The 23,664-nt window shown below is 67.2% G+C and carries 23 protein-coding genes; 15 read left to right on the plus strand and 8 right to left on the minus strand.

Annotated elements, in window-relative coordinates; translation table 11 throughout:
• Positions 1 to 47 precede the first annotated feature (47 nt).
• The 9 genes from ACS5PK_RS05410 (at position 48) to ntrC (ending at position 9,691) form a co-directional block, all read left to right on the plus strand.
• On the plus strand, positions 48 to 1,037 hold the full coding sequence (locus tag ACS5PK_RS05410) for a YncE family protein (RefSeq protein WP_439439240.1): 990 nt from the start codon (positions 48 to 50) through the stop codon (positions 1,035 to 1,037).
• Complete coding sequence (locus ACS5PK_RS05415; RefSeq protein ID WP_439439241.1) at positions 1,037 to 1,843, plus strand: polysaccharide deacetylase family protein; 807 nt, start codon at positions 1,037 to 1,039, stop codon at positions 1,841 to 1,843. The genes ACS5PK_RS05410 and ACS5PK_RS05415 overlap by 1 nt, the downstream gene beginning before the upstream one ends.
• A gap of 29 nt (positions 1,844 to 1,872) precedes the next feature.
• A complete protein-coding gene (locus ACS5PK_RS05420) occupies positions 1,873 to 2,856 on the plus strand; it encodes a sterol desaturase family protein (RefSeq protein ID WP_439439242.1) in 984 nt (327 codons plus the stop codon).
• Between the two features lie 102 nt (positions 2,857 to 2,958).
• A complete protein-coding gene (locus ACS5PK_RS05425; protein ID WP_439439243.1) occupies positions 2,959 to 3,861 on the plus strand; it encodes an EI24 domain-containing protein in 903 nt (300 codons plus the stop codon).
• Between the two features lie 19 nt (positions 3,862 to 3,880).
• Positions 3,881 to 4,675: a competence/damage-inducible protein A gene (locus ACS5PK_RS05430; protein WP_439439244.1), complete on the plus strand. Its 795-nt coding sequence runs from the start codon at positions 3,881 to 3,883 to the stop codon at positions 4,673 to 4,675.
• Between the two features lie 268 nt (positions 4,676 to 4,943).
• Positions 4,944 to 6,359 carry a type I glutamate--ammonia ligase gene (glnA, locus tag ACS5PK_RS05435; protein ID WP_439439245.1) on the plus strand — a complete coding sequence of 472 codons (1,416 nt, stop codon included), beginning with the start codon at positions 4,944 to 4,946 and terminating at the stop codon, positions 6,357 to 6,359.
• Between the two features lie 162 nt (positions 6,360 to 6,521).
• Positions 6,522 to 7,064, plus strand: a complete 543-nt coding sequence (locus tag ACS5PK_RS05440) for a hypothetical protein (protein ID WP_439439246.1) — start codon at positions 6,522 to 6,524, stop codon at positions 7,062 to 7,064.
• 26 nt (positions 7,065 to 7,090) lie between these two features.
• Positions 7,091 to 8,182, plus strand: a complete 1,092-nt coding sequence (gene glnL, locus ACS5PK_RS05445; protein ID WP_439439247.1) for a nitrogen regulation protein NR(II) — start codon at positions 7,091 to 7,093, stop codon at positions 8,180 to 8,182.
• Positions 8,183 to 8,212: 30 nt separating this feature from the next.
• A complete protein-coding gene (ntrC, locus tag ACS5PK_RS05450) occupies positions 8,213 to 9,691 on the plus strand; it encodes a nitrogen regulation protein NR(I) (RefSeq protein ID WP_439439248.1) in 1,479 nt (492 codons plus the stop codon).
• A gap of 4 nt (positions 9,692 to 9,695) precedes the next feature.
• Here ntrC and ACS5PK_RS05455 read toward each other — a convergent pair whose 3' ends face one another.
• Positions 9,696 to 10,655: an MBL fold metallo-hydrolase gene (locus ACS5PK_RS05455; protein WP_439439249.1), complete on the minus strand. Its 960-nt coding sequence runs from the start codon at positions 10,653 to 10,655 to the stop codon at positions 9,696 to 9,698.
• Between the two features lie 52 nt (positions 10,656 to 10,707).
• On the opposite strand from ACS5PK_RS05455, the gene def reads away from it, so the two are divergent.
• Together def and ACS5PK_RS05465 are read left to right on the plus strand one after the other, a co-directional pair.
• Positions 10,708 to 11,244, plus strand: coding sequence for a peptide deformylase (gene def, locus ACS5PK_RS05460; RefSeq protein WP_439439589.1), 537 nt, complete (start codon positions 10,708 to 10,710; stop codon positions 11,242 to 11,244).
• A 101-nt stretch (positions 11,245 to 11,345) separates the two neighbouring features.
• Entirely contained in the window at positions 11,346 to 13,448 is a 2,103-nt protein-coding gene (locus ACS5PK_RS05465; RefSeq protein ID WP_439439250.1) for a DUF6600 domain-containing protein, read from the plus strand.
• A gap of 19 nt (positions 13,449 to 13,467) precedes the next feature.
• Here the strand turns inward: ACS5PK_RS05465 and ACS5PK_RS05470 are convergent, their stop codons facing one another.
• Entirely contained in the window at positions 13,468 to 14,082 is a 615-nt protein-coding gene (locus tag ACS5PK_RS05470) for an arylesterase (protein ID WP_439439251.1), read from the minus strand.
• 28 nt (positions 14,083 to 14,110) lie between these two features.
• Here ACS5PK_RS05470 and ACS5PK_RS05475 point away from each other — a divergent pair, with 28 nt between their 5' ends.
• Positions 14,111 to 14,779: an ABC transporter ATP-binding protein gene (locus ACS5PK_RS05475; RefSeq protein ID WP_439439252.1), complete on the plus strand. Its 669-nt coding sequence runs from the start codon at positions 14,111 to 14,113 to the stop codon at positions 14,777 to 14,779.
• 13 nt (positions 14,780 to 14,792) lie between these two features.
• Here the strand turns inward: ACS5PK_RS05475 and ACS5PK_RS05480 are convergent, their stop codons facing one another.
• The 6 genes from ACS5PK_RS05480 to ACS5PK_RS05505 form a co-directional block, all read right to left on the minus strand.
• Positions 14,793 to 15,326: a hypothetical protein gene (locus tag ACS5PK_RS05480; RefSeq protein ID WP_439439253.1), complete on the minus strand. Its 534-nt coding sequence runs from the start codon at positions 15,324 to 15,326 to the stop codon at positions 14,793 to 14,795.
• A 128-nt stretch (positions 15,327 to 15,454) separates the two neighbouring features.
• Entirely contained in the window at positions 15,455 to 16,255 is an 801-nt protein-coding gene (locus tag ACS5PK_RS05485; protein WP_439439254.1) for a peptidylprolyl isomerase, read from the minus strand.
• Positions 16,256 to 16,393: 138 nt separating this feature from the next.
• Complete coding sequence (locus ACS5PK_RS05490) at positions 16,394 to 16,681, minus strand: BolA family protein (protein ID WP_439439255.1); 288 nt, start codon at positions 16,679 to 16,681, stop codon at positions 16,394 to 16,396.
• Entirely contained in the window at positions 16,678 to 17,337 is a 660-nt protein-coding gene (locus tag ACS5PK_RS05495; protein ID WP_439439256.1) for a septation protein A, read from the minus strand. Before ACS5PK_RS05495 ends, ACS5PK_RS05490 begins: the two co-directional genes overlap by 4 nt.
• 24 nt (positions 17,338 to 17,361) lie before the next feature.
• Positions 17,362 to 17,769, minus strand: a complete 408-nt coding sequence (gene msrB / locus ACS5PK_RS05500) for a peptide-methionine (R)-S-oxide reductase MsrB (RefSeq protein WP_439439257.1) — start codon at positions 17,767 to 17,769, stop codon at positions 17,362 to 17,364.
• On the minus strand, positions 17,766 to 19,322 hold the full coding sequence (locus tag ACS5PK_RS05505) for a protein adenylyltransferase SelO (RefSeq protein WP_439439258.1): 1,557 nt from the start codon (positions 19,320 to 19,322) through the stop codon (positions 17,766 to 17,768). Before ACS5PK_RS05505 ends, msrB begins: the two co-directional genes overlap by 4 nt.
• 107 nt (positions 19,323 to 19,429) lie before the next feature.
• Between ACS5PK_RS05505 and ACS5PK_RS05510 the strand changes: the two genes are divergently transcribed.
• From ACS5PK_RS05510 to ACS5PK_RS05520, 3 genes are all read left to right on the plus strand, one after another.
• Positions 19,430 to 21,088 carry a 3-(methylthio)propionyl-CoA ligase gene (locus ACS5PK_RS05510; protein WP_439439259.1) on the plus strand — a complete coding sequence of 553 codons (1,659 nt, stop codon included), beginning with the start codon at positions 19,430 to 19,432 and terminating at the stop codon, positions 21,086 to 21,088.
• Between the two features lie 109 nt (positions 21,089 to 21,197).
• Positions 21,198 to 22,445, plus strand: a complete 1,248-nt coding sequence (locus ACS5PK_RS05515; protein ID WP_439439260.1) for a branched-chain amino acid ABC transporter substrate-binding protein — start codon at positions 21,198 to 21,200, stop codon at positions 22,443 to 22,445.
• Between the two features lie 194 nt (positions 22,446 to 22,639).
• The gene (locus ACS5PK_RS05520) at positions 22,640 to 23,656 is read left to right on the plus strand and encodes a branched-chain amino acid ABC transporter permease (protein ID WP_439439261.1); all 1,017 of its coding nucleotides are present in this window, start codon (positions 22,640 to 22,642) and stop codon (positions 23,654 to 23,656) included.
• Positions 23,657 to 23,664: the final 8 nt, after the last annotated feature.

Raw genomic sequence — 23,664 nt, forward strand, 5'->3', positions numbered from 1 at the left:
GAGGGTGATGGCGGTGCTGCTTGCCGCCCCCGGTTCAAGGAATACACATGTCCCGTTTCTGCCGGCCACTGCTGGCCCTGGCGCTCCTGGCTGGCGCTGCCCTGGCCCAGGCCACCCCGCACCCGCTCTTCGTTCTCAACTCGCTGGATGCCGACATCAGCGTCATCGACCCGGTGAGCTTCACCCAGCTGCGCCGCATCCCGACGGGCAAGGAGCCCCACCACCTCTACCTGACGCCAGACGACAAGTCCATGATCGTCGCCAACGCCCTGGGCGATTCGCTGACCTTCATCGACCCGGTCACGGCCCAGGTGCAGCGGGTGCTGCACGGCATCACGGATCCTTACCACCTGCGCTTCTCGCCGGACATGAAGTGGTTCATCACCGCGGGCAACCGCCTGGACCACATCGCCCTGTACCGCTGGCAGCCGCAGAACGCCAAGGAGCCCCTGCAGCTGGTCAAGCGCATCCCGGCGCCCAAGACGCCCAGCCATCTCTACGTGGACACCAAGAGCACCGTGGCCTACGTGAGCCTGCAGGACTCCGACGAGATTACCGCGATCGACCTCAACACCCAGGCGCCGCGCTGGAAGGTGCCGGTGGGCAAGATGCCCGCGGACATCTTCCTGACTCAGGACGACAAGCACCTGCTGGTGGCGCTCACGGGCGACAGCCATGTGGAGGTCTACGACGTCAGCGGCCCCGCACCCAAGCTGGTCAAGCGCCTGCTGACGGGGGAGGGTGCGCACAGCTTCCGCTCCATGGGCGACAAGCGCCATGTGCTGGTCAGCAACCGGGCCAACAACACCATCAGCAAGATCGACCTCCAGGGCTTCACTGTGGCCGAGACCTTCAATGCACCCGGTGGCCCTGATGACATGGAGATCCTGCCTGACGGCAAGACGCTGCTGGTGACCTCGCGTTGGGCCCGCAAGCTGACCATGATCGACCTGCAGACCAAGAAGGTCGTGAAGCAGGTCAAGGTGGGCAAGTCGCCGCACGGGGTCTGGACCCTGGACCATGTGTCGAGGCAGTGATGAAGCAGTGGATGGTGGCGTCGGCCCTGGCCGCCGCCCTGGCAGCCCAGGCCGCCTGCAAACCCGATGAAAAGCCGGTCTTCCTGAGCTTTGATACCGGCCATATGGGTGTCGCACCCCTCGTGGCCGACCTGCTCAGGCGCTACGACGCGCAGGCCACCTTCTTCCTGGCCAATGAGCCCACGCTGTCGGACGGCCGGACCCTGGACGAGGAATGGGCGCCCTGGTGGCGGGCCCGCGCGGCCGAAGGGCATGACTTCGGCTCGCACACCTGGTCGCATGACATCTGGCTGGAGGACCTGCCGGACGGGCGCTTCCGCATGAAGGTGCAGGCCGGCATCGAGCCGCCCAAGCTCCGCGACCTCAGTGCCGCCGAGTACTGCGAGGAGCTCAACAAGACCGCCCAACGCTTCACAGAGATGACCGGGCGCCGTTTGGACCCCATCTTCCGCGCACCGGCCGGCAAGACCTCGCCGGCCCTGCTGGCGGCGGCCAAGGCCTGTGGCTACAGCCATGTGGGCTGGAGCCCGGCCGGCTTCCTGGGTGATGAACTGCCCTCGGAGCGCTACTCCAACGAGCAGTTGCTCAACCGCGCGCTCAAGAACGTCAAGCCGGGCGACATCCTCATGGCCCACCTGGGCATCTGGTCGCGCCAGGACGCCTGGGCCCCGGCCGTGCTGGAGCCGCTGATGAAGGGCCTCAAGGACAAGGGCTACTGCTTCGCCCCCCTGCGCGAGCACCCGCGCTACGCCGGGCTGATGCGCGGCGGCAGCGCCGAGCGCCCGCTGGCCGCGCGCAAGCCCTGACCCCCCAAAGCACAGCAGGCATCCCACGCATGGACTGGTTCTCTGATCTCTTCGCGCAGGCCCAGCAGTGGCTGTTCGAGCTCGTCGTCCAGCCCCTGGCCTTTGCCCTGGGCCTGGGCAATCGCCTGGAGGAGGCCTATGACGGCACGGGCTGGTTGCTGGTTGGCTTGATCCAGGTGCTGCTGATGCTGCTGCTGATCCGAAGACTGGAACGCTGGCGGCCGGTGGAGGTTCAGCAGGACCGCCGCGCCATCCGGGTGGACGTGATCTACACCTTGATCCACCGCCTGGGCCTGTTCCGCCTTGCCATGTTCTTCAGCCTGGACCCGCTGCTGGACATGGTCTCGGGCGAGATGCGCCTGGCCGGCCTGCCTACCTGGCAGCTGGACTCGCTGTGGCCTGGCCTCACCGATGTGCCCTGGGTCAGCTTCGTGCTGTACCTGCTGGTCTTCGACTTCTTCAATTACTGGCTGCACCGCGCCCAGCACCAGTTCGAGTGGTGGTGGGCCCTGCATGCCCTGCACCACAGCCAGCGTTCGATGAGCATGTGGAGCGACAACCGCAACCACCTGCTGGACGACGTGCTGCGCGATGTCTTCTTCGTGCTGCTGGCTCGCTTCATCGGTGTGGAGCCGGGGCAGTTCGTGGCCTTGGTGGCTTTCTCGCAGCTGATGGAGAACCTGCAGCATGCGAATGTGCGCCTGTGGTTCGGGCCAGTGCTGGAGCGGGTCTTCGTGAGCCCGCGCTTCCATCGGCTGCACCACTCCATTGGCATCGGGCATGAGTCGGGTGGCAGGGGCACGCTGGGTGGGCACAACTTCGCCGTGCTCTTTCCGATCTGGGATGTGCTGTTCGGTACCGCCAATTTCGAGCTGCGCTATGACGCCACAGGCGTGCGCGACCAGCTTGCCGAGGAGGGCGGCCGCGACTACGGCCGCGGCTTCTGGGCGCAGCAGTGGCTGGGCCTGAAGCGTGTGGCCACGGCCCTGCGCCCGGCGCGCCGCCAGGGCTGAACGACCCTGACCGCCGGCACGGCCGGCGTATCGGCGGGCTTGCTATGCTGGGCATCCTGGCGGACCCGGCGCATGACCGGGCGTTGCTTCTCGAGGAGATCCATGCTCAGCACCCTGTCCCGCGTGGCCGATGCCTTCTGGCGTGCCGCGGCCTATTGCCTGCACCCGCGCGTCATCGGCCTTTCCCTGCTGCCTCTGCTGATCGCCGGGCCGCTGGCCTGGGGGCTGATGTACTTCTTCTGGGAGCCCGCCCTGGACAGCGTGCGTGCCAGCCTGGAGTCATGGCGCCTGGTCGAGACGGTGCTGACCTGGCTGGATCACGTGGGCCTGCAAGGCCTGCGCACGGCCATCGCACCCCTGGTGCTGCTGGCCATGGCGGTGCCGGCCCTGCTGGTCTTCAGCCTGCTGCTGGTGGCGGTCTTCATGACGCCGGCCATGAGCAATCTGGTGGCCCAGCGCCGCTTCCCGGGCCTGGAGCGAAAGAAGGGCGCGCCCTTCTGGGTGAGCGTGGCCTGGTCCCTGGGCCACACGCTGCTGGCGATGCTGGCACTGCTGCTGAGCATGCCCTTCTGGCTGATCCCGCCCCTAGCCCTGTTCCTGCCGCCGCTGATCTGGGGTTGGCTGGGCTACCGGGTCTTTGCCTTCGACGTGCTGGCCGAGCATGCCTCGCGCATCGAGCGGCGGCGCATCCTCAGCGAGCACAAGCTGCCCCTGCTGGGCCTGGGCCTGCTCACCGGCTTTCTGGGCGCTGCGCCGACGGCCATCTGGGCCTTTGGCGTGCTGAGCCTGGCGCTGGCGCCCTTCCTGATCCTGGGCTCGGTGTTCCTGTACACCCTGGTCTTCGCCTTCAGCTCGCTGTGGTTTGCCCATTACTGCCTGCAGGCCCTGCACGAGCTGCGACAGTCGCGAGCCACCGAGGGCCGGGCAGAGCTGCTGGATCCCTTGCCAGCCGGCCAGACGCCGCCGCCAGCGCTGGAAGTCGTGCCGGAACTGCCGCCTCGCTGAGCCCAAAGGACGCACGGTCATGCGGGTAGGACTGATCATCGTGGGCGACGAGATCCTGTCTGGCAAGCGCCAGGACAAGCACCTCGCCGCCTGTATCGAACGACTCCAGGCTCGCGGCATGAGCCTCACCTGGGCTCGCTATATCGGAGACGACCGCGAGGCGCAGACGGCCGTGTTCCGCGAGGCCTTTGCCAGCGGCGATCTGGTCTTCAGCTGCGGCGGCATCGGTGCCACGCCGGACGACCACAGCCGCCAGGCCGCCGCCGCTGCGCTCGCCCGTCCGCTGGTGCTCCACCCCGAGGCTCGCGCGCTCATCTGGCAGCGTATCCAGGAGGTGGCGCAGGAGCAGGGCAGCGTCGCAGACGAGCAGTCCGCGGACACCCTCCGCCGCTTCCAGATGGGCGAGTTCCCGGAGGGCGCCGGCCTCATTCCCAATCCCTACAACCGCATTCCCGGCTTCTACGTCGGTGACGTGCACTTCGTGCCTGGTTTCCCGGTGATGGCCCATCCCATGATGGAGTGGGTGCTGGATACCCGCTACCCGCAGCAGCATCGCGCCCTGCGCGTGCAGGAGCGCTCCGTCGTGCTGCCGGGGGCGCTGGAGGCAACGCTCACGCCCCTCATGCTGGAGATCGAAGCCCGCTTTCCTGGCATCAAGGTCTTCAGCCTGCCCAGCGTCGACCACCCGCAATGGGGGCGGCATGTGGAACTGGGCGTCAAGGGAGACGCTGCGGCCCTGGACGCCGCCTTCGAGGCATTGAAGGCAGGTCTATCCCAAATTGGTGCAAACATTGGCACTGAATTGGTGCGCTGATGCTGGTGCGGATGCGTCATGATGGTGCATCGTCCGGGGGGTGAATCGAGGCTTGTCGATCGGCGTCAGGGAGCTACCTGGCTGGGGGCGCATAATTCCGCGTCGCCAGGGCCTGTGCACCGGGCTGGGCCTTCGCCCAGCCGGGCGGTGGTCGATTGGCACGAAACCTGCTCTGTTTTTGGTGCATGCGCGACCGGCTTCAGATCAGCCGCAGCGCCCGCCGAATTCCGAGACCCCCCCCATACCTGCTACCCGCTAGGAGTGATTGATGGCCAAGACCGTCGCTGATGTGATGAAGATGGTGAAGGAGAACGAAGTCAAGTTCGTCGACTTCCGTTTCACCGATACCCGTGGCAAGGAACAGCACGTGTCCGTGCCCGTGTCTCACTTCGATGAAGACAAGTTCTCGTCGGGCCATGCCTTCGATGGTTCGTCGATCGCTGGCTGGAAGGGCATCGAAGCCTCCGACATGCTGCTGATGCCGGACCCGAACACGGCCAATATCGACCCCTTCTTCGAAGAGCCGACCCTGATCCTGACCTGCGACGTCATCGACCCGGCCGACGGCAAGGCCTACGAGCGCGATCCCCGCTCCCTGGCCAAGCGCGCCGAAGCCTATCTGAAGGCTTCCGGCCTGGGCGACGCCGCCTTCTTCGGTCCTGAGCCTGAATTCTTCATCTTCGACTCCGTGCGCTGGGCCAATGACATGTCCGGCTGCTTCTTCAAGATCGAATCCGAAGAAGCTGCCTGGAACACCGGCAAGGAATACGAGCACGGCAACAGCGGCTACCGTCCCACCGTCAAGGGCGGCTACTTCCCTGTGCCTCCGGTCGACAGCGGCCAGGACATGCGCTCGGAGATGTGCCTGATCCTCGAATCGCTGGGCATTCCCGTCGAAGTGCACCACCATGAGGTGGCCAATGCCGGCCAGATGGAAATCGGCACCAAGTTCAGCTCCCTGGTCGAGCGCGCCGACTGGACCCAGCTGCAGAAGTACGTGATCCAGAACGTGGCCCACGCCTACGGCAAGACCGCCACCTTCATGCCCAAGCCCATCGTCGGCGACAACGGCAGCGGCATGCACGTGCACCAGTCCGTGTGGAAGGAGGGCAAGAACCTGTTCGCCGGTGACGGCTACGCAGGCCTGAGCGATTTCGCCCTCTACTACATCGGCGGCATCATCAAGCACGCCCGTGCCCTGAACGCCATCACCAACCCCGGCACCAACAGCTACAAGCGTCTGGTGCCCGGCTTCGAAGCCCCGGTGAAGCTGGCCTACTCGGCCAAGAACCGCTCTGCCTCGATCCGCATCCCCTACGTGGCCAACCCCAAGGGCCGTCGCGTGGAAGCCCGCTTCCCGGATCCCAGCGCCAACCCCTACCTGTGCTTCGCGGCCCTGCTGATGGCTGGCCTGGACGGCGTGGAGAACAAGATCCACCCGGGCGAAGCCGCCACCAAGGACCTGTACCACCTGCCGCCCGAAGAAGACGCGAAGATCCCGACCGTCTGCCACAGCCTGGACCAGGCCCTGGAGTACCTGGACAAGGACCGCGCCTTCCTGACCAAGGGCGGTGTGTTCACCGATGCCTTCATCGACGCCTACATCGAGCTGAAGATGCAGGAAGTGACCCGCTTCCGCATGGCCACCCACCCGGTCGAGTACGACATGTACTACGCCCTGTGATGGCAAGGTGCGAGGTGTCTGCACGGACCTCGCAGCACAAGGGACGGCCTGGGCCGTCCCTTTTTCTTTTGTTGCCGGGTGTTTGTGCGGGCCTTTGCGACGCGAAGATCGAGCGTGAATGCGCCACAATGGCTGCTCATGGCTTCGATCGCGCCCCGCTGCATGCAAAGCAAACCTTTCATTCCGTCCCGCGGCCCGGTCGCGCCTGGCCTTCTTCTCCTGTGCGGACTCCTGGCGCTCGGCGCCACGGCGCAGGCCCAGGGCGCTCACCCAGCCCAGGCCTCCCAGGTCTACCGCTGTCCCGGGCCGCCCGTGCTCTACACGGACGCGCTGTCACCCAAGGAAGCGCAGGAAAAAGGCTGCCGCACCATCGAGGGCACGCCGGTGACCGTCGTGTCTGTGCCCAAACCGCGAGCTGCCGCGTCAGGGCAGGCCAATGGTGAAGGCCCTGCCGCCAAGGTGGATCCCGCCTTGCAGAAAGCCCGCGATTCCGACCGCCGTGGCGTGCTGGAGCGCGAGCTTCGAGAGGCCGAGTCCAAGCTGGGCGAGCTGCAGAAGGAGTACGCCAACGGCACGCCCGAGCGCCGGGGTGACGAGCGCAACTACCAGAAGTACCTGGACCGCGTGGCTGACCTCAAGGCCAGCATCTCGCGCCAGGAGGCCGATATCGCGGCCATCAAGCGGGAACTCAGCAAACTGCCCTGAGCTGCATGCCGGGGCTGGACTCCGACATGACTGCCATTGATCAAGACCCCGAGGGCATGCGCGCCCTGGACATGCTGGCCACCATGGTGGCCCTGGTGCACCCTGATGGTGCCTGCGTGCATGTCAATGCGGCGTTCGAGACCCAGATGCAGCTCTCGCGCCGCGTGCTGGCGCGAGGCCATGCCCAGGACTGGCTCGAAGACACGACACGGCTGCGTGAAGCCATGGAGGGCGTGTCCCGCAACGCCTACTCCAGCAGCCGCTTCGAGACCCAGTTGCGCCGCGGCCTGCGTCCTCATGAGGAGACGCTGCCTGTCCAGGTGATCGTGAGCCAGACCGACCAGCCGGACCTGCTGCTGCTGGAGCTGATAGAGAACGCCCAGCAGTCCCGCCAGGACCGCGAGGAGCGCACGCTGGACCAGGTGCAGGCCACCAAGGAACTGATCCGCAACCTGGCCCACGAGATCAAGAACCCGCTGGGCGGCATCCGTGGCGCGGCGCAGCTGCTGGCGCTGGAGCTGCAGCCCACGGCCCTGGGGCCGGAACTGGCCGAGTACACCGACGTCATCATCCACGAGGCCGACCGTCTGCAGTCCCTGGTCGACCGCCTGCTGGCGCCGCACCGGCGGGCCCAGGTGGTGGGGGACGTCAACATCCATGAGGTCTGCGAGCGGGTGCGTTCGCTGATCCTGGTCGAGTACCCCAAGGGGCTCAAGGTACGGCGCGATTACGACACCTCGCTGCCCGACTTCCGGGGTGACCGCGAGCAGCTGATCCAGGCCGTGCTCAACATCGTCCAGAACGCCGCCCTGGCCCTGGCGCCGCGCATCGCGGCCGGGGACGCCGAGATCGTGCTGCGCACCCGCGTGGCCCGACAAGTGACCATCGGCAAGCAGCGCTGGCGCCTGGCATTGGAATTGCATATCGAGGACAACGGGCCGGGCGTGCCACCCGAGATCCGCGACCGCATCTTCTATCCCCTGGTATCGGGGCGGGAGGGCGGCTCCGGCCTCGGGTTGACACTCTCGCAGACGATCGCGCAACAGCACCAGGGCATGATCGACTGCGACAGCGAGCCTGGACGGACGGACTTCCGAATCACCCTGCCTTTGCCCTGAGGGAGTACCTGTGGCAAAGGGGAGAGCTGCATGAAATCCATCTGGATTGTTGATGACGACCACTCGATCCGCTTCGTGCTCGAGAAGGCCTTGGCGCGCGAGGGGCTGCCGGTGCGCTGCTTCAGCAATACGCGCGACCTGCTCGCAGCCCTTGAGGAGGACAGCCCGCAGGTGCTCGTTTCCGACATTCGCATGCCGGGGGGCTCGGGCCTGGACCTGCTGGCCAAGGTCAAGGAGAAGCATCCGGGCCTGCCGGTCATCATCATGACGGCCTATTCGGATCTGGACAGTGCTGTGTCGGCCTTCCAGGGCGGCGCCTTCGAATACCTGCCCAAGCCCTTTGACCTCTCACGCGCCGTCGAATTGATCCGGCGGGCCCAGGAGGAGAGCCTGCGGGAGGCTGCGGTGGAGCAGGAGTCCGCAGCCCAAGTGCCCGAGATGCTGGGCCAGGCGCCGGCCATGCAGGACGTGTTTCGCGCCATCGGTCGACTCTCTCAGAGCAATGTCACGGTGCTGATCACCGGCGAGTCGGGCTCGGGCAAGGAGCTGGTTGCGCGGGCCCTTCACAAGCACAGCCCGCGGGCCGAAGGACCCTTTGTGGCCATCAACACGGCGGCCATTCCCAAGGATCTGCTGGAGTCCGAGCTCTTCGGCCATGAGCGCGGTGCCTTCACCGGCGCGCAGGCCACCCGGCGCGGCCGTTTCGAGCAGGCGGAGGGCGGCACCCTTTTCCTGGACGAAATCGGTGACATGCCGCTGGATCTGCAGACCCGCCTGCTGCGCGTGCTGTCGGATGGACAGTACTACCGCGTGGGCGGACACAGCCCGCTGCGCAGCAATGTGCGGGTCATCGCCGCCACGCACCAGAACCTGGAAGAACGCGTGCGCCAGGGGGCCTTCCGCGAGGATCTCTTTCACCGCCTCAATGTGATCCGCCTGCGCCTGCCGCCGCTGCGCGAGCGCCGTGAAGACGTGCCTGTGCTGGCCCGTTTCTTCCTTCAGCGCAGCGCCACCGAGCTTGGTGTGGAGCCCAAGCGTCTGTCTGAGGCGGCCCTGGCATCGCTGTGTGCCTTCGACTTCCCCGGCAACGTGCGGCAGCTGGAGAACATTTGCCACTGGCTCAGCGTGATGGCCCCCTCGCAGCAGGTGGAGGCCAAGGACCTGCCGCAGGAGCTGCTGCGGGCAGAGCGCCCCTCGGAGCCTGCACCGGGCGGCGAGATCCCCCCGGCCGTGGCAGCGGGCCCGGCCTTCTCCAGCAGCGGCGCGGCCCTGCCCAGCTTTGGCGGTGGACCCGATGCCTGGGTGGCCGAGATGGCCCGCGAGGCCCGGCGGTTGCTGGCAGCGGGCGAGCCCGAGGTCTGGGACCAACTCTGCCGCCGCTTCGAGGCCAGCCTGATCATGACGGCCCTGGACATGACCCGCGGCCGTCGCATCGAGGCTGCGCAGAAGCTGGGCATCGGCCGCAACACCATCACCCGCAAGATCCAGGAGCTGGGCCTGGACGTCTGATCGCTCAGGCTGCCGGCTTGTCCAGCCAGACGCCTATGCCCTGGGCATTGAGTTCAATGTCCATGGCGAGCAGCGCCAGCTGCCGCTCGGGCGGCAGGGGGCAGCCATGCGCGGCCAGGGAGCGCAGATAGAGGTCGGACAGCGCGGCCTTCAGGGCCTCATGGCGGTTCTCGGCGCCGTGAAGGGCCTGGCTCAGCGCCACGGTTTCGTCCAGCAACTCCAGCAGCCGCAGGTGCATCGCGCTCACCTCCGCTGCGCTGTGACCGATGCGCCCGAAGTGCGTCAGCAGCATGCCCTGGGGCTGCAGATCCAGCATGCGCTGCATGGACTGCTTCAGGGCGGGCGGGTCGAACTGCACAGGCGTGCTGGTGGGAAAGAGCCAGGGACGGCCGTCCACGTCGAATTCACGGTAGGACAGGCCAAAGGTGTCACCGGTGAACCAGCAGCCGCTTTGCGCATCGAAGAGGCAGTGGTGGTGGCGGGCATGGCCCGGCGTGTCGATCAGCAGCAGCTCGCGGCTGCCCACGCGCAGGCGCTGACCGTCCTCACTGGCCTCGGCGCGCTCGGCGGGCACGGCTTGCAACTGGCCGTAGGAACGCAGCATCTCCTGCTCGCCATACACGGCCAGGGCGCCGGCCCACAGGGCGCGCGGGTCCACCAGATGACGCAGTCCGCGCGGATGGGCCAGCAGGCGGGCCTGGGGCAGGGACTGCATCAGCAGACCGACGCCACCGGCGTGGTCCAGGTGCACATGGGTGGGAATCACCCAGTCCACGGCCTCGGGCGCCAGGCCCAGGTGGGCGAGGGCACCCAGCAGGCGCGGCACGGCATGGTTGGTGCCGGTGTCGACGAAGGCGGCGCGCCCCTGGTCGACGATGAGATAGGCGGCATCGAAGTCGTCGCGCTGGAAGGCGGTGTCGATGCGGTACAGGCCTGGACCCAAGGACAGCAGATACGGTGGCATGCAGGCTCCCTAAAATGGCCTGCAACGATAACTGATGCGTGAGGCGCGACCCATGGCCGTGAGGGAATTGCTGAAGATGGGCGACGAGCGCCTGCTGCGTCAGGCACAGCCGGTGCACGAGTTCCGCACCCCCGAACTCGACGCCCTGGTCCAGGACATGCTGGACACCATGAAAGCAGCCAATGGCGCCGGGCTGGCCGCGCCACAGATCGGCGTGGACCTGCAGCTGGTGATTTTCGGCTTCGAGCGCAATGAGCGTTATCCGGAGGCGCCGCCTGTGCCCATGACCGTGCTGATCAACCCTGTCATCGTCCCCCTGGGCGACGAGGAAGAGGAGGGCTGGGAGGGATGCCTCTCGGTGCCGGGCTTGCGGGGCGTGGTGCCGCGCTGGCGGCGCATCCGATACAGCGGCTTCGACGCGCAGGGCCTGCCCATCGAGCGCGAGGCCGAAGGTTTCCATGCCCGCGTGGTCCAGCATGAATGCGACCACCTGATAGGCCGGCTCTACCCTTCGCGCATCCGGGACTTCAGCCGCTTCGGCTATACCTCGGTGTTGTTTCCGGGCCTGGACCCCGGCAGTGACGACTGACCCTGTCCGGGCAGCGGGGCGCCCATCGCCCACTTGTTACATCCACCCGGTCATCGTGCGGGCCGTTTGCTGCGTTGGGCCGTCAGCCGAGGAGATCCTCCATGACGACGAGACACTTGCCGCGCACATCCCTGCTGCGCCCCCTGTCCAGTGCTTTTGCCAGCGCCTTGCTGCTGGCAGCGAGCCTCTGGGCCCTGCCTGCACACGCGGAGGACCCGCCCACGCGCGCAGCCCGCGTGGCACAAACGCAGGGCACAGCCTGGGTCTTCGATGCCGAGACCAAGGACTGGCAACGCCTCATGCCCAACCAGACCCTGGGCGAGGGGGACCGCATCCGCACCGAACGTGATGGCCGCCTGGCCCTGCGCGTGGGCTCGACCAGCCTCTGGCTGGACGATTCCGCCGATCTGGAGCTGAGCCGCCTCGACGAAGACCACCTCGAGCTGCTGCTTGCCCGCGGCCAGCTGGGCCTGCGCCTGCGCAACGCCGAGGCGGTGCGCGAGCTGCAGGTTCGTACGCGCGAGGGCCGCTTCTTCTTCGAGCGCAAGGGCCTGTACCGCGTGGACCAACTGGACCGCGGCAGCCGCGCCTTCAACTGGGAGGGAGAACTCCGCTTCGAGGCCCGCGCGCCCGGCACGCCGCCCGTGTGGCTGCAGCCCAATGAGCAGGCCGAGTTCTGGTGGGGCGATGGCCCGCGGGTCGAGCGCCAGGTGCTGGAGCGCGACCGCTTTGCCGATTGGCTGCTGGGCATGAGCCGCAGCGAGGGTGAGCTGCCGGCCTATCGCTATGTTTCTCCGGAGATGACGGGGGCGGAGGACCTCGACCGCTACGGCCGCTGGGAGCAGGCCGAGGAGTACGGCACCGTCTGGATTCCGCAGCAGGTGGCGCCGGACTGGGCGCCTTATCGCTACGGTCGCTGGGTCTGGACCCGGCATTGGGGCTGGTCCTGGGTGGACGACGCCCCCTGGGGCTTTGCGCCCTTCCACTATGGCCGTTGGGTCATGGTGCGCGAGCGCTGGTGCTGGGTGCCTGGGCGCTACGTGCCGCGCCCGGCCTATGCGCCGGCCCTGGTGGCCTGGGTGGGTGGGCCGGTCGTCAGCGTGGGCATCAGCATAGGCTCGCGCCCGCCGCCGCCGCGCTATGGCTGGTATCCGCTGGCGCCGCGCGAGGTCTATGTGCCCAGCTATCACCACAGTCCGCACTATGGCCAGCGCATCAACCGCGAGCATGACCCGGTGACAGTGGTGAACCGGGGCTCGGCCCTGCCGCCGCCGCGCAGCAATCGCGAGGTGCGGGGTGCAGTGAGCATTTGGAGCGACACGGCGGCGCGCGTCGTGGCCAACACCGACACCAATGTGCCCTTGCGTGTCCTGCCCCAGGCCCCCAGCCGCCAGGAATGGCGCCCCCAGGAAGCCCGTGGCGATGCGGGCTTGCCTCTGCGCAGCTTGGCGCCGCAGGTGCCCGGCGTGCCGGCTCCCGTGCAGGCCCTGCCGGCGCAGCCTGGGCATCCGGCCGCACAGGACCCGGTGCCTGTGCGTCGCGACAATCCCCGCGGGCGCGGCGATCGGGAAGACGGCGGCGTGCCCCTGCGCCCGCTGCCCCAGCCCCAGCCCCAGCCCCAGCCCCAGCCCCAGGTGACCCCGCCCGCGGTGTCGCCGCCGGTCCTGCCGCAGGCTCAGCCGACGGCCCCTCCCTCGGTGACGCCGCCCGCCGCTGCGCCCATCCCGTCGCGAGCCCGCGAGGATGGCCCGCCTCTGCGTCGCCTGCCCGAGCCGCCGGTGCGCCAGGAGAGCCGTGACTCCTCGGCCCTGCCGCAAGCCTTGCCGGATCGTGGTGTGCCGGAGCGCATGGAGCGGGAGCGCCAGGATCGTGAGCGCATGGCCGAGCGCGAGCGCCAGGAACGGCAGGACCGCCAGGACCGTATCGATCGCCAGGAGCGCCAGCAGCGCTTCGAGCAGCAGCAGCGCGAGCAGATGCAGCGCGACCAACAGCAGCGCGAGCAGATCCAACGCGAGCAGCAGCGCGAGGTGCCCATGCGCCAGATCCAGCCCGAGCGGGCGCGCGAACCCGTTCGTGCACAGGAGCCGCCGCGGGTAGAGCCGCCGCGGGTGGCGCAGCCCCAGCGCCAGGAGGAATCGCGCCCGGTACGTCCGGTTCAGCAGGACAACGTGCCCCGCAAGGGTCGGCAGGACGAGCAGCGCTGATCCGTCCGCTCAGCGGCGTTCACAGCAGGGGGGCGAGCCCTTTCCAGACCTGCTCCAGCATCAGCGGGTGGGCCTTGGCCAGGGGATGGATGCGATCGGGCTGAAACCAGGCTTCGGCATCCGGCCGGTCGGCCACGCCTGCCAGCAGGAAGGGCACCAGGCCGACTTTCTCCTCCCGGGCGACGGTCTCGAAGCTGGCCGCGAACTCGCGGCCGTAGGCGGCGCCATAGTTCGCTGGCATCTGCATGCCCACCAGCAGCACCCGGGCGCCGACTCTGCGAGCTTGCTGGACCATGGCACGCAGGTTGTCGCGCGTCATGGCCAGCGGCAGACCGCGCAGCGCATCGTTGCCGCCCAGCTCGATGACCAGGTGGCTGGGCTGCTCCTTCTTCAGCAGGGCCGGCAGGCGGGAGCGGCCGCCGGAAGTGGTGTCGCCGCTGATGCTGGCATTGACCACCTCGATCTCGCGCTTCTCCGACTTCAGCCTGGCTTCCAGCAAGGCGACCCAGCCGCTGCCGCGCGCGAGGCCATATTCCGCAGACAGGCTGTCGCCCAGCACCAGGATCTTGCGCTTCGTCGCGCGCGCCAGCCCTGGTGCCAACAGCAGGCCCAGGCTCAGGCTACAGTGGGCCATCCACATCCGGCGTTGCATCGCTCTCCTCATGTCTGTATCCATCCTCGAAGTCGAACACCTGGGCAAGACTGTCCGCGATGCCACCGGCGAGCTGCAGATTCTGCATGACATCAGCTTCAGCCTGCAGGCCCGGGAGTCCGTGGCCATCGTCGGGGCATCGGGCTCCGGCAAGAGCACGCTGCTGGCCCTGCTGGCCGGCCTGGACACGCCCAGCCAGGGCACAGTGCGCCTGCAGGGGCAGGATCTCTATGCACTGGACGAGGACGCACGCGCGGCCCTGCGTGCGGCCCATGTGGGCTTCGTGTTCCAGAACTTCCAGCTGCTGTCCAACCTGACGGCCCTGGAGAACGTGATGCTGCCGCTGGAGCTGCGCGGCGACCGCGAGGCCCGGGGCCAGGCGCAGGCCATGCTGGAGCGCGTCGGCCTGGGGCAGCGGCTCTATCACTATCCCCGCGTGCTCTCGGGCGGAGAGCAGCAGCGCGTGGCCCTGGCCCGCGCCTTCGTGCAGCGCCCGGCTCTGCTGCTGGCCGACGAGCCCACCGGCAGCCTGGACTTCGCCACCGGCGCCCAGGTGATGGCGCTGATGTTCGAGCTCAACCGTGAGGCGGGGACGACGCTGGTGATGGTCACGCATGACCTGGCGATTGCGGAGCGCTGCGAGCGGCAGCTTCGAATCGAAGCAGGCCGGCTGGCGTGACCTCCTCTGCTGGCTAGTGGGTCAGTACTGCTTCCGCTCTCATCCATTCAAGAAACGCTGCGACGACGGCGACGAAGGTGGTCGCGTCCACGTGCGCACCAATGGGCTCGGACGCCAACTCCGTGAACAGTATCCGGACCTGACCGTTCGACAGGGCAATGAAGGACGTGAATCGGTCAAACGATTCGCCACCGTTGGTGAGGAATTCGAACCTGCGGTACTGCTGTGCATCGGCAAGTACCTCGGCATGGGGACCGTCGCATGGGCCGTAGAGTACCTGCCTGAGCAGCCTGTGCAGCTCGGCATCGGTCAGGCGCTCGAACGCTGGCGCCTGCAGGTCCGGGAGTCGATCCATCACGTCCTGCAGTTGGCCGGCGGTGACGTTGAGCATGCAGGCGGGTTCATCGAAGTTTCCAAGCCTCAAACCGCTGACCCACAGGCACATTCGCCCGAAGACCCACCCGTTCTCATTGGGGATGGGCTCATGGACGCATTCGAGGGCGAAGACGGAAGGGGCGCCGAACTGCTTGATGGATAACGTGTTCAATCTGTGCTCGTGCTAGTCGGCATGAGGCCGGCACATGGCAGGCGCGCGGCGGCCGAGCCCATGAAAAAACCCGGCACCAGGCCGGGTTCTTCAGGGAGCCACGGCGTGGCTCGTCTGGGCACGCAAGCTCACTGGGCGAACTTGTAGTCGGTCTTGGCCTTGCTCACCAGCTCGCGCTGGAACTCGCCCATCTTCTGTTGCTCGATGCGCTGCTTGATCTGAGCCTTGACGTCGTCGAAGGCCGGGAAGGTGGCTTCGCGGGTGTCTTCGAGCTTGATGATGTGATAGCCGAACTGCGACTTCACCGGCTCCTGGGTCATCTCACCCTTCTTCAGGGCGGTCATGGCCTTGGAGAACTCGGGCACGAAGTTGTTGGGATTGGCAAAGTCCAGGTCGCCGCCATTGGCCGCAGAGCCGGTGTCCTTGGAGTTCTTGGCCGCGAGGTCCTCGAACTTGGCGCCGCCGTTGAGCTGCTTGATCAGGGCCTTGGCCTCGTCTTCCTTCTCGACCAGGATGTGGCGGGCACGGTATTCCTGGCCGCTGTTGGCGGCCTTGAACTGCTCGTATTCCTTCTGGGCTTCCGCGTCGGTGACGGGGTTCTTCTTCTTGAAGTCTTCCATCAGGCCGCGGATCAGGATCATCTGGCGAGCCAGTTCCATCTGGGTCTTGTAGTCGGCGCTGGCCGGGATGCCGCGCTTCTCGGCTTCCTGGATGAAGATCTCGCGGCGGACCACTTCGTCCTTGACCTGCGTCTCCAGCTCGGGGCTGCGGGGCTGGCCGTTCTTGGTGACCTGTTCGATCAGCTGGTCGACGCGAGCCTTGGGCACGGCCTTGCCGTTCACCGTTGCGACGTTCTGGGCACTGGCCGACAGGGGAGCCAGGGCTGCGGTCAGGGCCGCGATCGAGGCGGCGAGCACAATCTTCTTCATGGACATTGGGCCTTTCAACAGACTCCACCGGCGATCACGCCACCGGTTCTATCAGTGATACACCGCGTTACGCGGCGAGGTTTGGATAAAAACAGACGCCCTCAGAACCGTCAGGTCCGGGGCGCCATTCGGTGAGGCTCAGGGTTCTCCCGGAGCCTTCGCATCGATGACCAGGGCATGAATGCCCTGACGCATCAGCTCAGCCATCAAATCATATACGAGCCGGTGGCGTGCGACCCTCGTGAGACCCCTGAAGCGCTCGCTGACGATGCGCACCGTGTAGTGGCCGCCTTCGCGCGCGCCAGCATGGCCGGCATGCCTGGCGCTGTCGTCATGGACCTCCAGCAACTCAGGCTGCAGGCCTTCGCGCAGGCGCTGCTCGATCACGGCCATCGAGGCGCGGGGCTGGGGCGTCGTGCTGCTCATGGGCGGACTCCCTCTTCGGACGGACCTTCGGCGCCAGGCGTGGGTTCGATGATGTGGCGGCTCATGTAGATGCCCTGGCCCAGCGTGAAGAGCACGAAGAGCCCGGTGACACCGAAGACCTTGAAGTTGGCCCAGGTTGCCGTCGGGTAGTGAAAAGCTACGTAAAGGTTCAGGAAGCCCAGGGCGACGAAGAAGAGCACCGAGCCCCAGTTCATGCGCCGCCAGGCGAAGTCGGGCAGCTTGACGTCCTTTTCCATCATGCTGCGCAGCAGGTTCTTGCCGAACAGCAGATCGCTGAGCAGGAACACCAGGGCCATGCCCCAGTAGAGGCCGGTGGGCTTCCACTTGATGAAGGTCTCGTCGTGCAGCCAGACGGTCAGGCCGCCCAGGACCACGACCAGGCCCAGGCTGATCCACAGCATGAGGTCGATCTTGTGGCCTCGCAGCTTGGTGATCAGGGCCTGCGCCAGCGTGGCGACCATCACCACCAGCGTGGCCAGCAGCACGGGCGCCTCCTCGGGCCCCACCGTGCCGCCGGACACCATGAAGCCGAAGTGCGAGGACGCGAAGGCCGCGGCGGCGGCCTTGTGCGACTCGGCGAACTTGAAGGTGCCGAAGAAGAGGATCAGCGGCAGGAAATCGAGCAGGAGCTTCATGGAGGGTGTGTCAGCGCCTGAGGCTCAGGCATCGGGCGCGAAGTCTATCGCGGCCGAGTTGATGCAGAAGCGTTCGCCAGTCGGCGCCGGGCCGTCAGGGAAAACATGGCCCAGGTGGGCGCCGCATTGCCGGCAGCGCACCTCCACCCGCACCATGCCGTGGCTGCGGTCCTCCACGCGCTCGACCACGTCGGCATTCACCGGCGCCCAGTAGCTGGGCCAGCCGCAGCCGGCGTCGAACTTGGTCTGTGCCTCGAAGAGCCGCGTGCCGCAGCAGACGCAGTCGTAGTGGCCTCGCTCCCAGTGGTCCCAGTACTGGCCGGTGAAGGCGCGCTCGGTGGCGGCGTGGCGGGTCACCTGGTACTGCGTGTCGTCGAGTTGGGCGCGCCAGTCGGCGTTGCTCTTCTGGATGGGGTAGGGCTTGTTGCTCATGATGAACAGGACACTTCGAGATGGGAGGCCCAGTCGGGCGGGAAGTCCGCATCGGACGCTTGAACCGGTTCGTCGAACGGGTGCTGCAGAACTTTCAGCAGGCGCTCGATTTCTTTGAAGTCTCCTGCCTGGGCCTGGCGGATGGCGGTCTCGGCGAGATGGTTGCGCAGTACCACGGCCGGGTTGACGGCGCGCATGCGGGACAGGCGCTCGGCATCGATGCTGCCCTCGCGGGCCAGACGCTGGCGGTAGCGCAGGGCCCAGAGGTCGAAGCGTTCGCGGTCCAGGAAGAGGTCGCGCAGCGGGCCGGCCTCGGCCTCGACCATGGCCGGCCAAGCGGACAGGCGGCGGTGGGCGATGGTGTAGTCCGTGCGGTGCAGGGCCAGCAGGCGCAGCCAGTCGTCGATCAGGGCCTGGTCCTCGGGCTCGGCCCGCGCCAGGCCCAGCTTGGCCCGCATGCGCGTCAGCATGGCCTGCTGAAAGACCTGGCGGTAGGGCTCCAGGGCCTCGCCCAGCAGCTCGGCCACGGCCTCCTCCTCGCCGTCGATCAGGGGCATCAGGGCCTGGGCCAGGGCATGCAGGTTCCAGAAGGCGACCTGGGGCTGCCGGGCGTAGGCATAGCGGCCCTGGTGGTCGGAGTGGTTGCAGACGTGGCCGGGGTCGAAACCGTCCAGGAAGCCGAAGGGGCCGTAGTCCAGGGTCAGGCCCAGCAGGGACATGTTGTCGGTGTTCATCACGCCATGGCAGAAGCCCACGCACTGCCAGGCGGCCAGCAGTTCGGCGGTCTGGCGGGCGATCTTCTCCAGGAAGGCCACCGGCGGGATGGGCGCCTCCAGGCATTCGGGCGCATGGTGGCTCAGTAGGTGAGCCATCAACTGGCGCAGGGCCTCATGCTGGCCGTGATGCGCAAAGTGCTCCAGGTGACCGAAGCGCAGGAAGCTGGGCGCCACACGGGTCACGACGGCGGCGGTCTCCACCGTCTCGCGCTGCACGCCCTGCGGCGAGCCGGTGATGCACAGCGCGCGGGTGCTCGGGATGCCCAGCGCGGCCATGGCCTCGGAGCACAGGAATTCGCGGATGGAGGATCGCAGCACCGCGCGGCCATCGCCGCGGCGGGAGTAAGGCGTGCGCCCCGCGCCCTTGAGCTGCAGCTCCCAGCGCTGGCCCTCGTGCAGCAGCTCGCCCAGGTGCAGGGCGCGCCCGTCACCGAGCTGGCCGGCCCAGACGCCGAACTGGTGCCCGCTATAGACGCTGGCCCAGGGATCCATGCCTTCCCACAGCGCATTGCCGCTGAAGACCTGCAAGGCCTCGTTGCTGCGCCAGTCTGGCGGCAGGCCCAGCAACTGGGCACAGGGCGCGCTGTGCGCCACCCAGTGCGGTGCGGGCAGCGGCTCGGGCGGCAGGCGTGTCAGGAAGCCGTCACCCAGGCGGGTGAAGCTGGCGGGATGCATTGCGGACACCTGGCTCAGCTGCGCCTGCCAGTCCGTGGCGGTACTGGCAAGGGCCTCGCTGCCCGGGTCCTGTGAGGGGTGCGTGCCCTTGTCGAAAACCATGAGATCCAGTGTAACGAGAGTGACTAAGCCGCCACGCCGCGCAGGGTTAACATGGCCCGCAACGGTCGAGTTCAGCCCCACGCAGGGCAAGAACCAAGGAGACATTGATGGGCTTGATGGGACAGATGATGTCCATGCCGCTGCTGATCTCTTCGCTGATCCAGCACGCGGCCCGGCACTCGGGTGACACAGAGATCGTCAGCAAGCGGGTCGAAGGCGACCTGCATCGCTACAACTGGAAGGCCTGTGAGCTGCGCTCACGCAAGCTGGCGCAGGCGCTGGCCCGGCTGGGGTTGAAGGCGGGGGACCGCGTCGGCACCCTGGCCTGGAACGGCTACCGGCACCTCGAGATCTACTACGGCAGCTCGGGCTCCCAACTGGTCTGCCACACCATCAATCCGCGCCTCTTTCCCGAGCAGATCGCCTGGATCGCGAATGACGCGCAAGACCTGGCCCTGTGCTTCGATCTCAACTTCCTGCCTCTGGTGGAGAAGCTGGCGCCGCAGCTGCCGCACATCCGCCACTATGTGCTGATGACGGACCGCGCCCACATGCCGGCCCAGACCAGCCTGCAAGGGCTGCTGTGCTACGAAGAGCTGGTGGAGGACGAGGACGGCCGCTACACCTGGCCCAGCTTCGACGAGAACGCGGCCTCCAGCATCTGCTACACCTCCGGCACCACGGGCCACCCCAAGGGCGCCGTCTACAGCCACCGCTCCAGCGTGCTGCATGCCTTCGCCTCGGCCCTGCCGGACGCCATGGACTGCTCCTCCAAGGACGTGATCCTGCCCGTGGTGCCCATGTTCCACGTCAACGCCTGGGGCCTGCCTTACAGCTGTGCCATCGTGGGCGCCAAGCTGGTGTTCCCGGGACCGCACCTGGACGGCAAGTCACTCTACGAGCTCTTCGAGTCCGAGCAAGTGACCTTCAGCGCCGGCGTGCCCACCGTGTGGCTGGGCCTGCTCAACCATGTGGGTGCCAACAAGCTGCAGTTCAGCAGCTTCAAACGCACGGTGATTGGCGGCTCGGCCTGCCCGCCGGCCATGCTGCGCACGCTGATGGACGACTACGGCGTCGAGGTCATCCACGCCTGGGGCATGACCGAGCTCTCGCCCCTGGGCACGCTGTCCAAGCTCACTGCGCGCCAGCTCAAGCTGCCGCAGGAGGAGCAGCGCCGCATCCTGGAGAAGCAGGGCAAGGTGATCTACGGCATCGACATGGCCGTGATCGACGACGCGGGTGACGCCCAGCCTTGGGACGGCGCCAGCAGCGGCAATCTCGTCGTGCGCGGCCACTGGGTGATCAACAGCTACTTCGGCCAGAACGAATCCGCCCTGGTGCCGGTGAAGGAGCAGGGCGTCGATGCGGGACTGTGGTTCCCCACGGGCGACGTGGCCACCATCGATGCCGACGGCTTCATGCAGATCACCGACCGCAGCAAGGACGTGATCAAGTCCGGCGGCGAGTGGATCTCCTCCATCGACCTGGAAAACATCGCCATGGCTCACCCGGCCGTGCACGAGGCCGCCGCCATTGCCTGCCGCCATCCCAAGTGGGACGAACGCCCGCTGCTGGTGGTGGTGCGCAAGCCCGGGGCCAGCCTGAGCCGCGAGGAGATGCTGGCCTTCTATGAGGGCCGCATCGCCAAGTGGCAGATCCCGGATGACGTGGTCTTCGTTGACGAGATCCCCCACACGGCCACCGGCAAGATCCAGAAGCTCAAGCTGCGCCAGCAGTTTGCCGAGCACCGCCTGCCCGGGGCCTGACGCCCGGCCGGCCACCGCGTTCGCTGACGCAGGCCCAGCCCCAGGGACGGGCCTGCATGACATGTTGAGACCGAGAACAGGCCCGGCAAAGGGTCAGAAGGAGACATCCATGTTGACTGCATCGCGTGAGTTCAGGCTGCGTCACCTCGCAGCGTCCGTGCTTCTCGCCGGACTGAGCCTGGGGGCCCAGGCCCAGAAGGGCGAGACGGTGAAGATCGCCTGGATCGACCCCCTGTCCGGCCTGATGGGCCCGGTGGGCCAGAACCAGGTCAAGAGCTTCCAGTTCTTCGCCGAGAAGTTCAATGCCACGAATCCGGCCGGCGTGAAGTTCGAGATCATCGCCATCGACAACAAGCTCAGCCCCGCCGAGACCCTCAATGCGCTGAAGTCCGCCATCGACCAGGGCGTGCGCTACGTCACCCAGGGCAATGGCTCCGGCGCGGCGCTGGCGCTGATCGACGCCATCAACAAGCACAACGAGCGCAACCCGGGCAAGGAGGTGCTGTACCTCAACCACTCGGCCGTGGACCCGGACCTCACCAACAGCAAGTGCAGCTACTGGCACTTCCGCATGGACGCCGACACCTCCATGAAGATGGAGGCCATCACCACCTTCATGAAGGACCAGGCCGACGTCAAGAAGGTCTTCCTGCTCAACCAGAACTACGCCCACGGCCAGCAGGTGGCCAAGTACGCCAAGGAGATGCTGGCCCGCAAGCGGCCGGACATCCAGGTCGTTGGCGAGGACCTCCACCCCCTGGCCCAGGTGCGCGACTTCGCGCCCTACGTGGCCAAGATCAAGGCCAGCGGCGCCGACACCGTCATTACCGGCAACTGGGGTTCAGACCTGACCCTGCTGGTCAAGGCCGCCAACGAGGCCGGCTACACGGGCAAGTTCTTCACCTACTACGCCGGCGTCAGCGGCACGCCCACGGCGCTGGGCGCGGCCTCGGCGGGGCGTGTGTTCCAGGTGTCCTACAACCACTACAACCTCGGTGGCCAGATGGGCAAGTGGATGGACGAGTACAAGAAGCGCTTCAATGACGACTTCTACACCGGCAGCGTCATCCACATCTACAGCCTGCTGGGCGAGGCCATGGCCAAGGCCAAGAGCACCGAACCGGTCAAGGTGGCGGCCGCGCTGGAAGGGCTCACGGTGAAGAGCTTCAACGGCGAGGTGCAGGTGCGCAAGACCGACCACCAGCTGCAGCAGCCGCTGTTCATCTCGGTCTGGAACAAGGCGGACGCCAAGTACCCCTACAGCCCCGAGAACACCGGCTACACGCTGGTGCCGCTGAAGATGTACGACGCGTATGTCTCCTCGACGCCGACCTCCTGCCAAATGAAGAGACCTTGAATCGGGCTGCATCTGCAGGCTGCGCGGGCCGATCTGGCGCTTGCGGTGCTCGCCGTACGGCAGTACGGCTGCGCGCCTCATCGCCACCTCGACCCGCTCGCTGCCGCAGCTGCGTACCCGATTCCGTGCTGATGGCAGGAGATGGTGCCTGCTGTCGCTGATCGCCTTCGCGTCCTGAACCCGCACGAGGTCTTGTGGACCAACTCCTGATCAACCTGCTCAACGGCCTGGCCTCGGGCCTGCTGCTGTTCATGCTCAGCGCGGGCCTGACGCTGATCTTCAGCATGATGGGCGTGCTGAACTTTGCACATGCCAGCTTCTACATGCTGGGCGCCTATGCGGCCTATGTGCTGGCGGGCTGGCTGGGCTTCTGGCCGGCCCTGCTGCTGGCGCCGCTGGCGGTGGGGGCCTTGGGCGCGCTGTTCGAGCGCACGGCCCTGCGGCGGGTGCACAAGTTTGGCCATGTGCCGGAGCTGCTGATCACCTTCGGCCTGTCCTATGTGATCCTGGAGCTGGTGCAGCTGGTCTTCGGCCGCACCTCGGTGCCCTTCAGCCCGCCGCCGGCCCTGCAGGGTTCGGCCTTCACCCTGGTGCAGGGGGCCGCGCAAGGCCTGACCCTCGTCTGGGGCGACGCCAGCCCGGCGCAGTGTGCGGCCGCCGCCTGCTCCAAGTTCCCGCTGACCCGCGCTTTCATGATGGTCGTGGCTCTCGCCATGCTGGTGGGGCTGTGGGCCCTGCTCACCCGCAGCCGCATCGGCCTCGTGATCCAGGCGGCGCTGACGCACCCGGAGATGGCCGAGGCCCTGGGCCACAACGTGCCGCGGGTGCTGATGCTGGTTTTCGGCAGCGGCTGTGCGCTGGCGGCGCTGGCCGGCGTCATCGGGGGCATCACCTTCGTCACAGAGCCAGCCATGGCTGCCATCGTGGGCTCCATCATCTTCGTGGTGGTGGTGGTGGGCGGCGTGGGCTCCTTGGCCGGGGCCTTCGTGGCCTCGCTGCTGATCGGCCTGATCCAGACCCTGCCGCTGACGGTGGATGCCTCGCTGGCCACGCTGGCGCAGCGCGCGGGCCTGGCTGTCACGCCGGCCACGCCGGGCTATCCGCTGCTGAAGCTCTCGCTGGCCCAGGTCGCGCCCATCCTGCCCTATCTGCTGATGGTGCTGATCCTGATCTTCCGGCCCAAGGGCCTGTTCGGCACGCGGGACGACTGAGGGAGCCG

The organism is Roseateles sp. DB2 (genome assembly GCF_051857535.1).
GTDB lineage: Bacteria > Pseudomonadota > Gammaproteobacteria > Burkholderiales > Burkholderiaceae_C > Roseateles_B.

Bases quoted from the DNA above. Each gene is read 5' to 3' on its own strand.
- ACS5PK_RS05410 (WP_439439240.1), top strand. From the start codon at position 48: ATGTCCCGTTTCTGCCGGCCACTGCTGGCCCTGGCGCTCCTGGCTGGC.
- ACS5PK_RS05415 (WP_439439241.1), top strand. From the start codon at position 1,037: ATGAAGCAGTGGATGGTGGCGTCGGCCCTGGCCGCCGCCCTGGCAGCC.
- ACS5PK_RS05420 (WP_439439242.1), top strand. From the start codon at position 1,873: ATGGACTGGTTCTCTGATCTCTTCGCGCAGGCCCAGCAGTGGCTGTTC.
- ACS5PK_RS05425 (WP_439439243.1), top strand. From the start codon at position 2,959: ATGCTCAGCACCCTGTCCCGCGTGGCCGATGCCTTCTGGCGTGCCGCG.
- ACS5PK_RS05430 (WP_439439244.1), top strand. From the start codon at position 3,881: ATGCGGGTAGGACTGATCATCGTGGGCGACGAGATCCTGTCTGGCAAG.
- glnA (WP_439439245.1), top strand. From the start codon at position 4,944: ATGGCCAAGACCGTCGCTGATGTGATGAAGATGGTGAAGGAGAACGAA.
- ACS5PK_RS05440 (WP_439439246.1), top strand. From the start codon at position 6,522: ATGCAAAGCAAACCTTTCATTCCGTCCCGCGGCCCGGTCGCGCCTGGC.
- glnL (WP_439439247.1), top strand. From the start codon at position 7,091: ATGACTGCCATTGATCAAGACCCCGAGGGCATGCGCGCCCTGGACATG.
- ntrC (WP_439439248.1), top strand. From the start codon at position 8,213: ATGAAATCCATCTGGATTGTTGATGACGACCACTCGATCCGCTTCGTG.
- ACS5PK_RS05455 (WP_439439249.1), bottom strand. From the start codon at position 10,655: ATGCCACCGTATCTGCTGTCCTTGGGTCCAGGCCTGTACCGCATCGAC.
- def (WP_439439589.1), top strand. From the start codon at position 10,708: ATGGCCGTGAGGGAATTGCTGAAGATGGGCGACGAGCGCCTGCTGCGT.
- ACS5PK_RS05465 (WP_439439250.1), top strand. From the start codon at position 11,346: ATGACGACGAGACACTTGCCGCGCACATCCCTGCTGCGCCCCCTGTCC.
- ACS5PK_RS05470 (WP_439439251.1), bottom strand. From the start codon at position 14,082: ATGGCCCACTGTAGCCTGAGCCTGGGCCTGCTGTTGGCACCAGGGCTG.
- ACS5PK_RS05475 (WP_439439252.1), top strand. From the start codon at position 14,111: ATGTCTGTATCCATCCTCGAAGTCGAACACCTGGGCAAGACTGTCCGC.
- ACS5PK_RS05485 (WP_439439254.1), bottom strand. From the start codon at position 16,255: ATGAAGAAGATTGTGCTCGCCGCCTCGATCGCGGCCCTGACCGCAGCC.
- ACS5PK_RS05490 (WP_439439255.1), bottom strand. From the start codon at position 16,681: ATGAGCAGCACGACGCCCCAGCCCCGCGCCTCGATGGCCGTGATCGAG.
- ACS5PK_RS05495 (WP_439439256.1), bottom strand. From the start codon at position 17,337: ATGAAGCTCCTGCTCGATTTCCTGCCGCTGATCCTCTTCTTCGGCACC.
- msrB (WP_439439257.1), bottom strand. From the start codon at position 17,769: ATGAGCAACAAGCCCTACCCCATCCAGAAGAGCAACGCCGACTGGCGC.
- ACS5PK_RS05505 (WP_439439258.1), bottom strand. From the start codon at position 19,322: ATGGTTTTCGACAAGGGCACGCACCCCTCACAGGACCCGGGCAGCGAG.
- ACS5PK_RS05510 (WP_439439259.1), top strand. From the start codon at position 19,430: ATGGGCTTGATGGGACAGATGATGTCCATGCCGCTGCTGATCTCTTCG.
- ACS5PK_RS05515 (WP_439439260.1), top strand. From the start codon at position 21,198: ATGTTGACTGCATCGCGTGAGTTCAGGCTGCGTCACCTCGCAGCGTCC.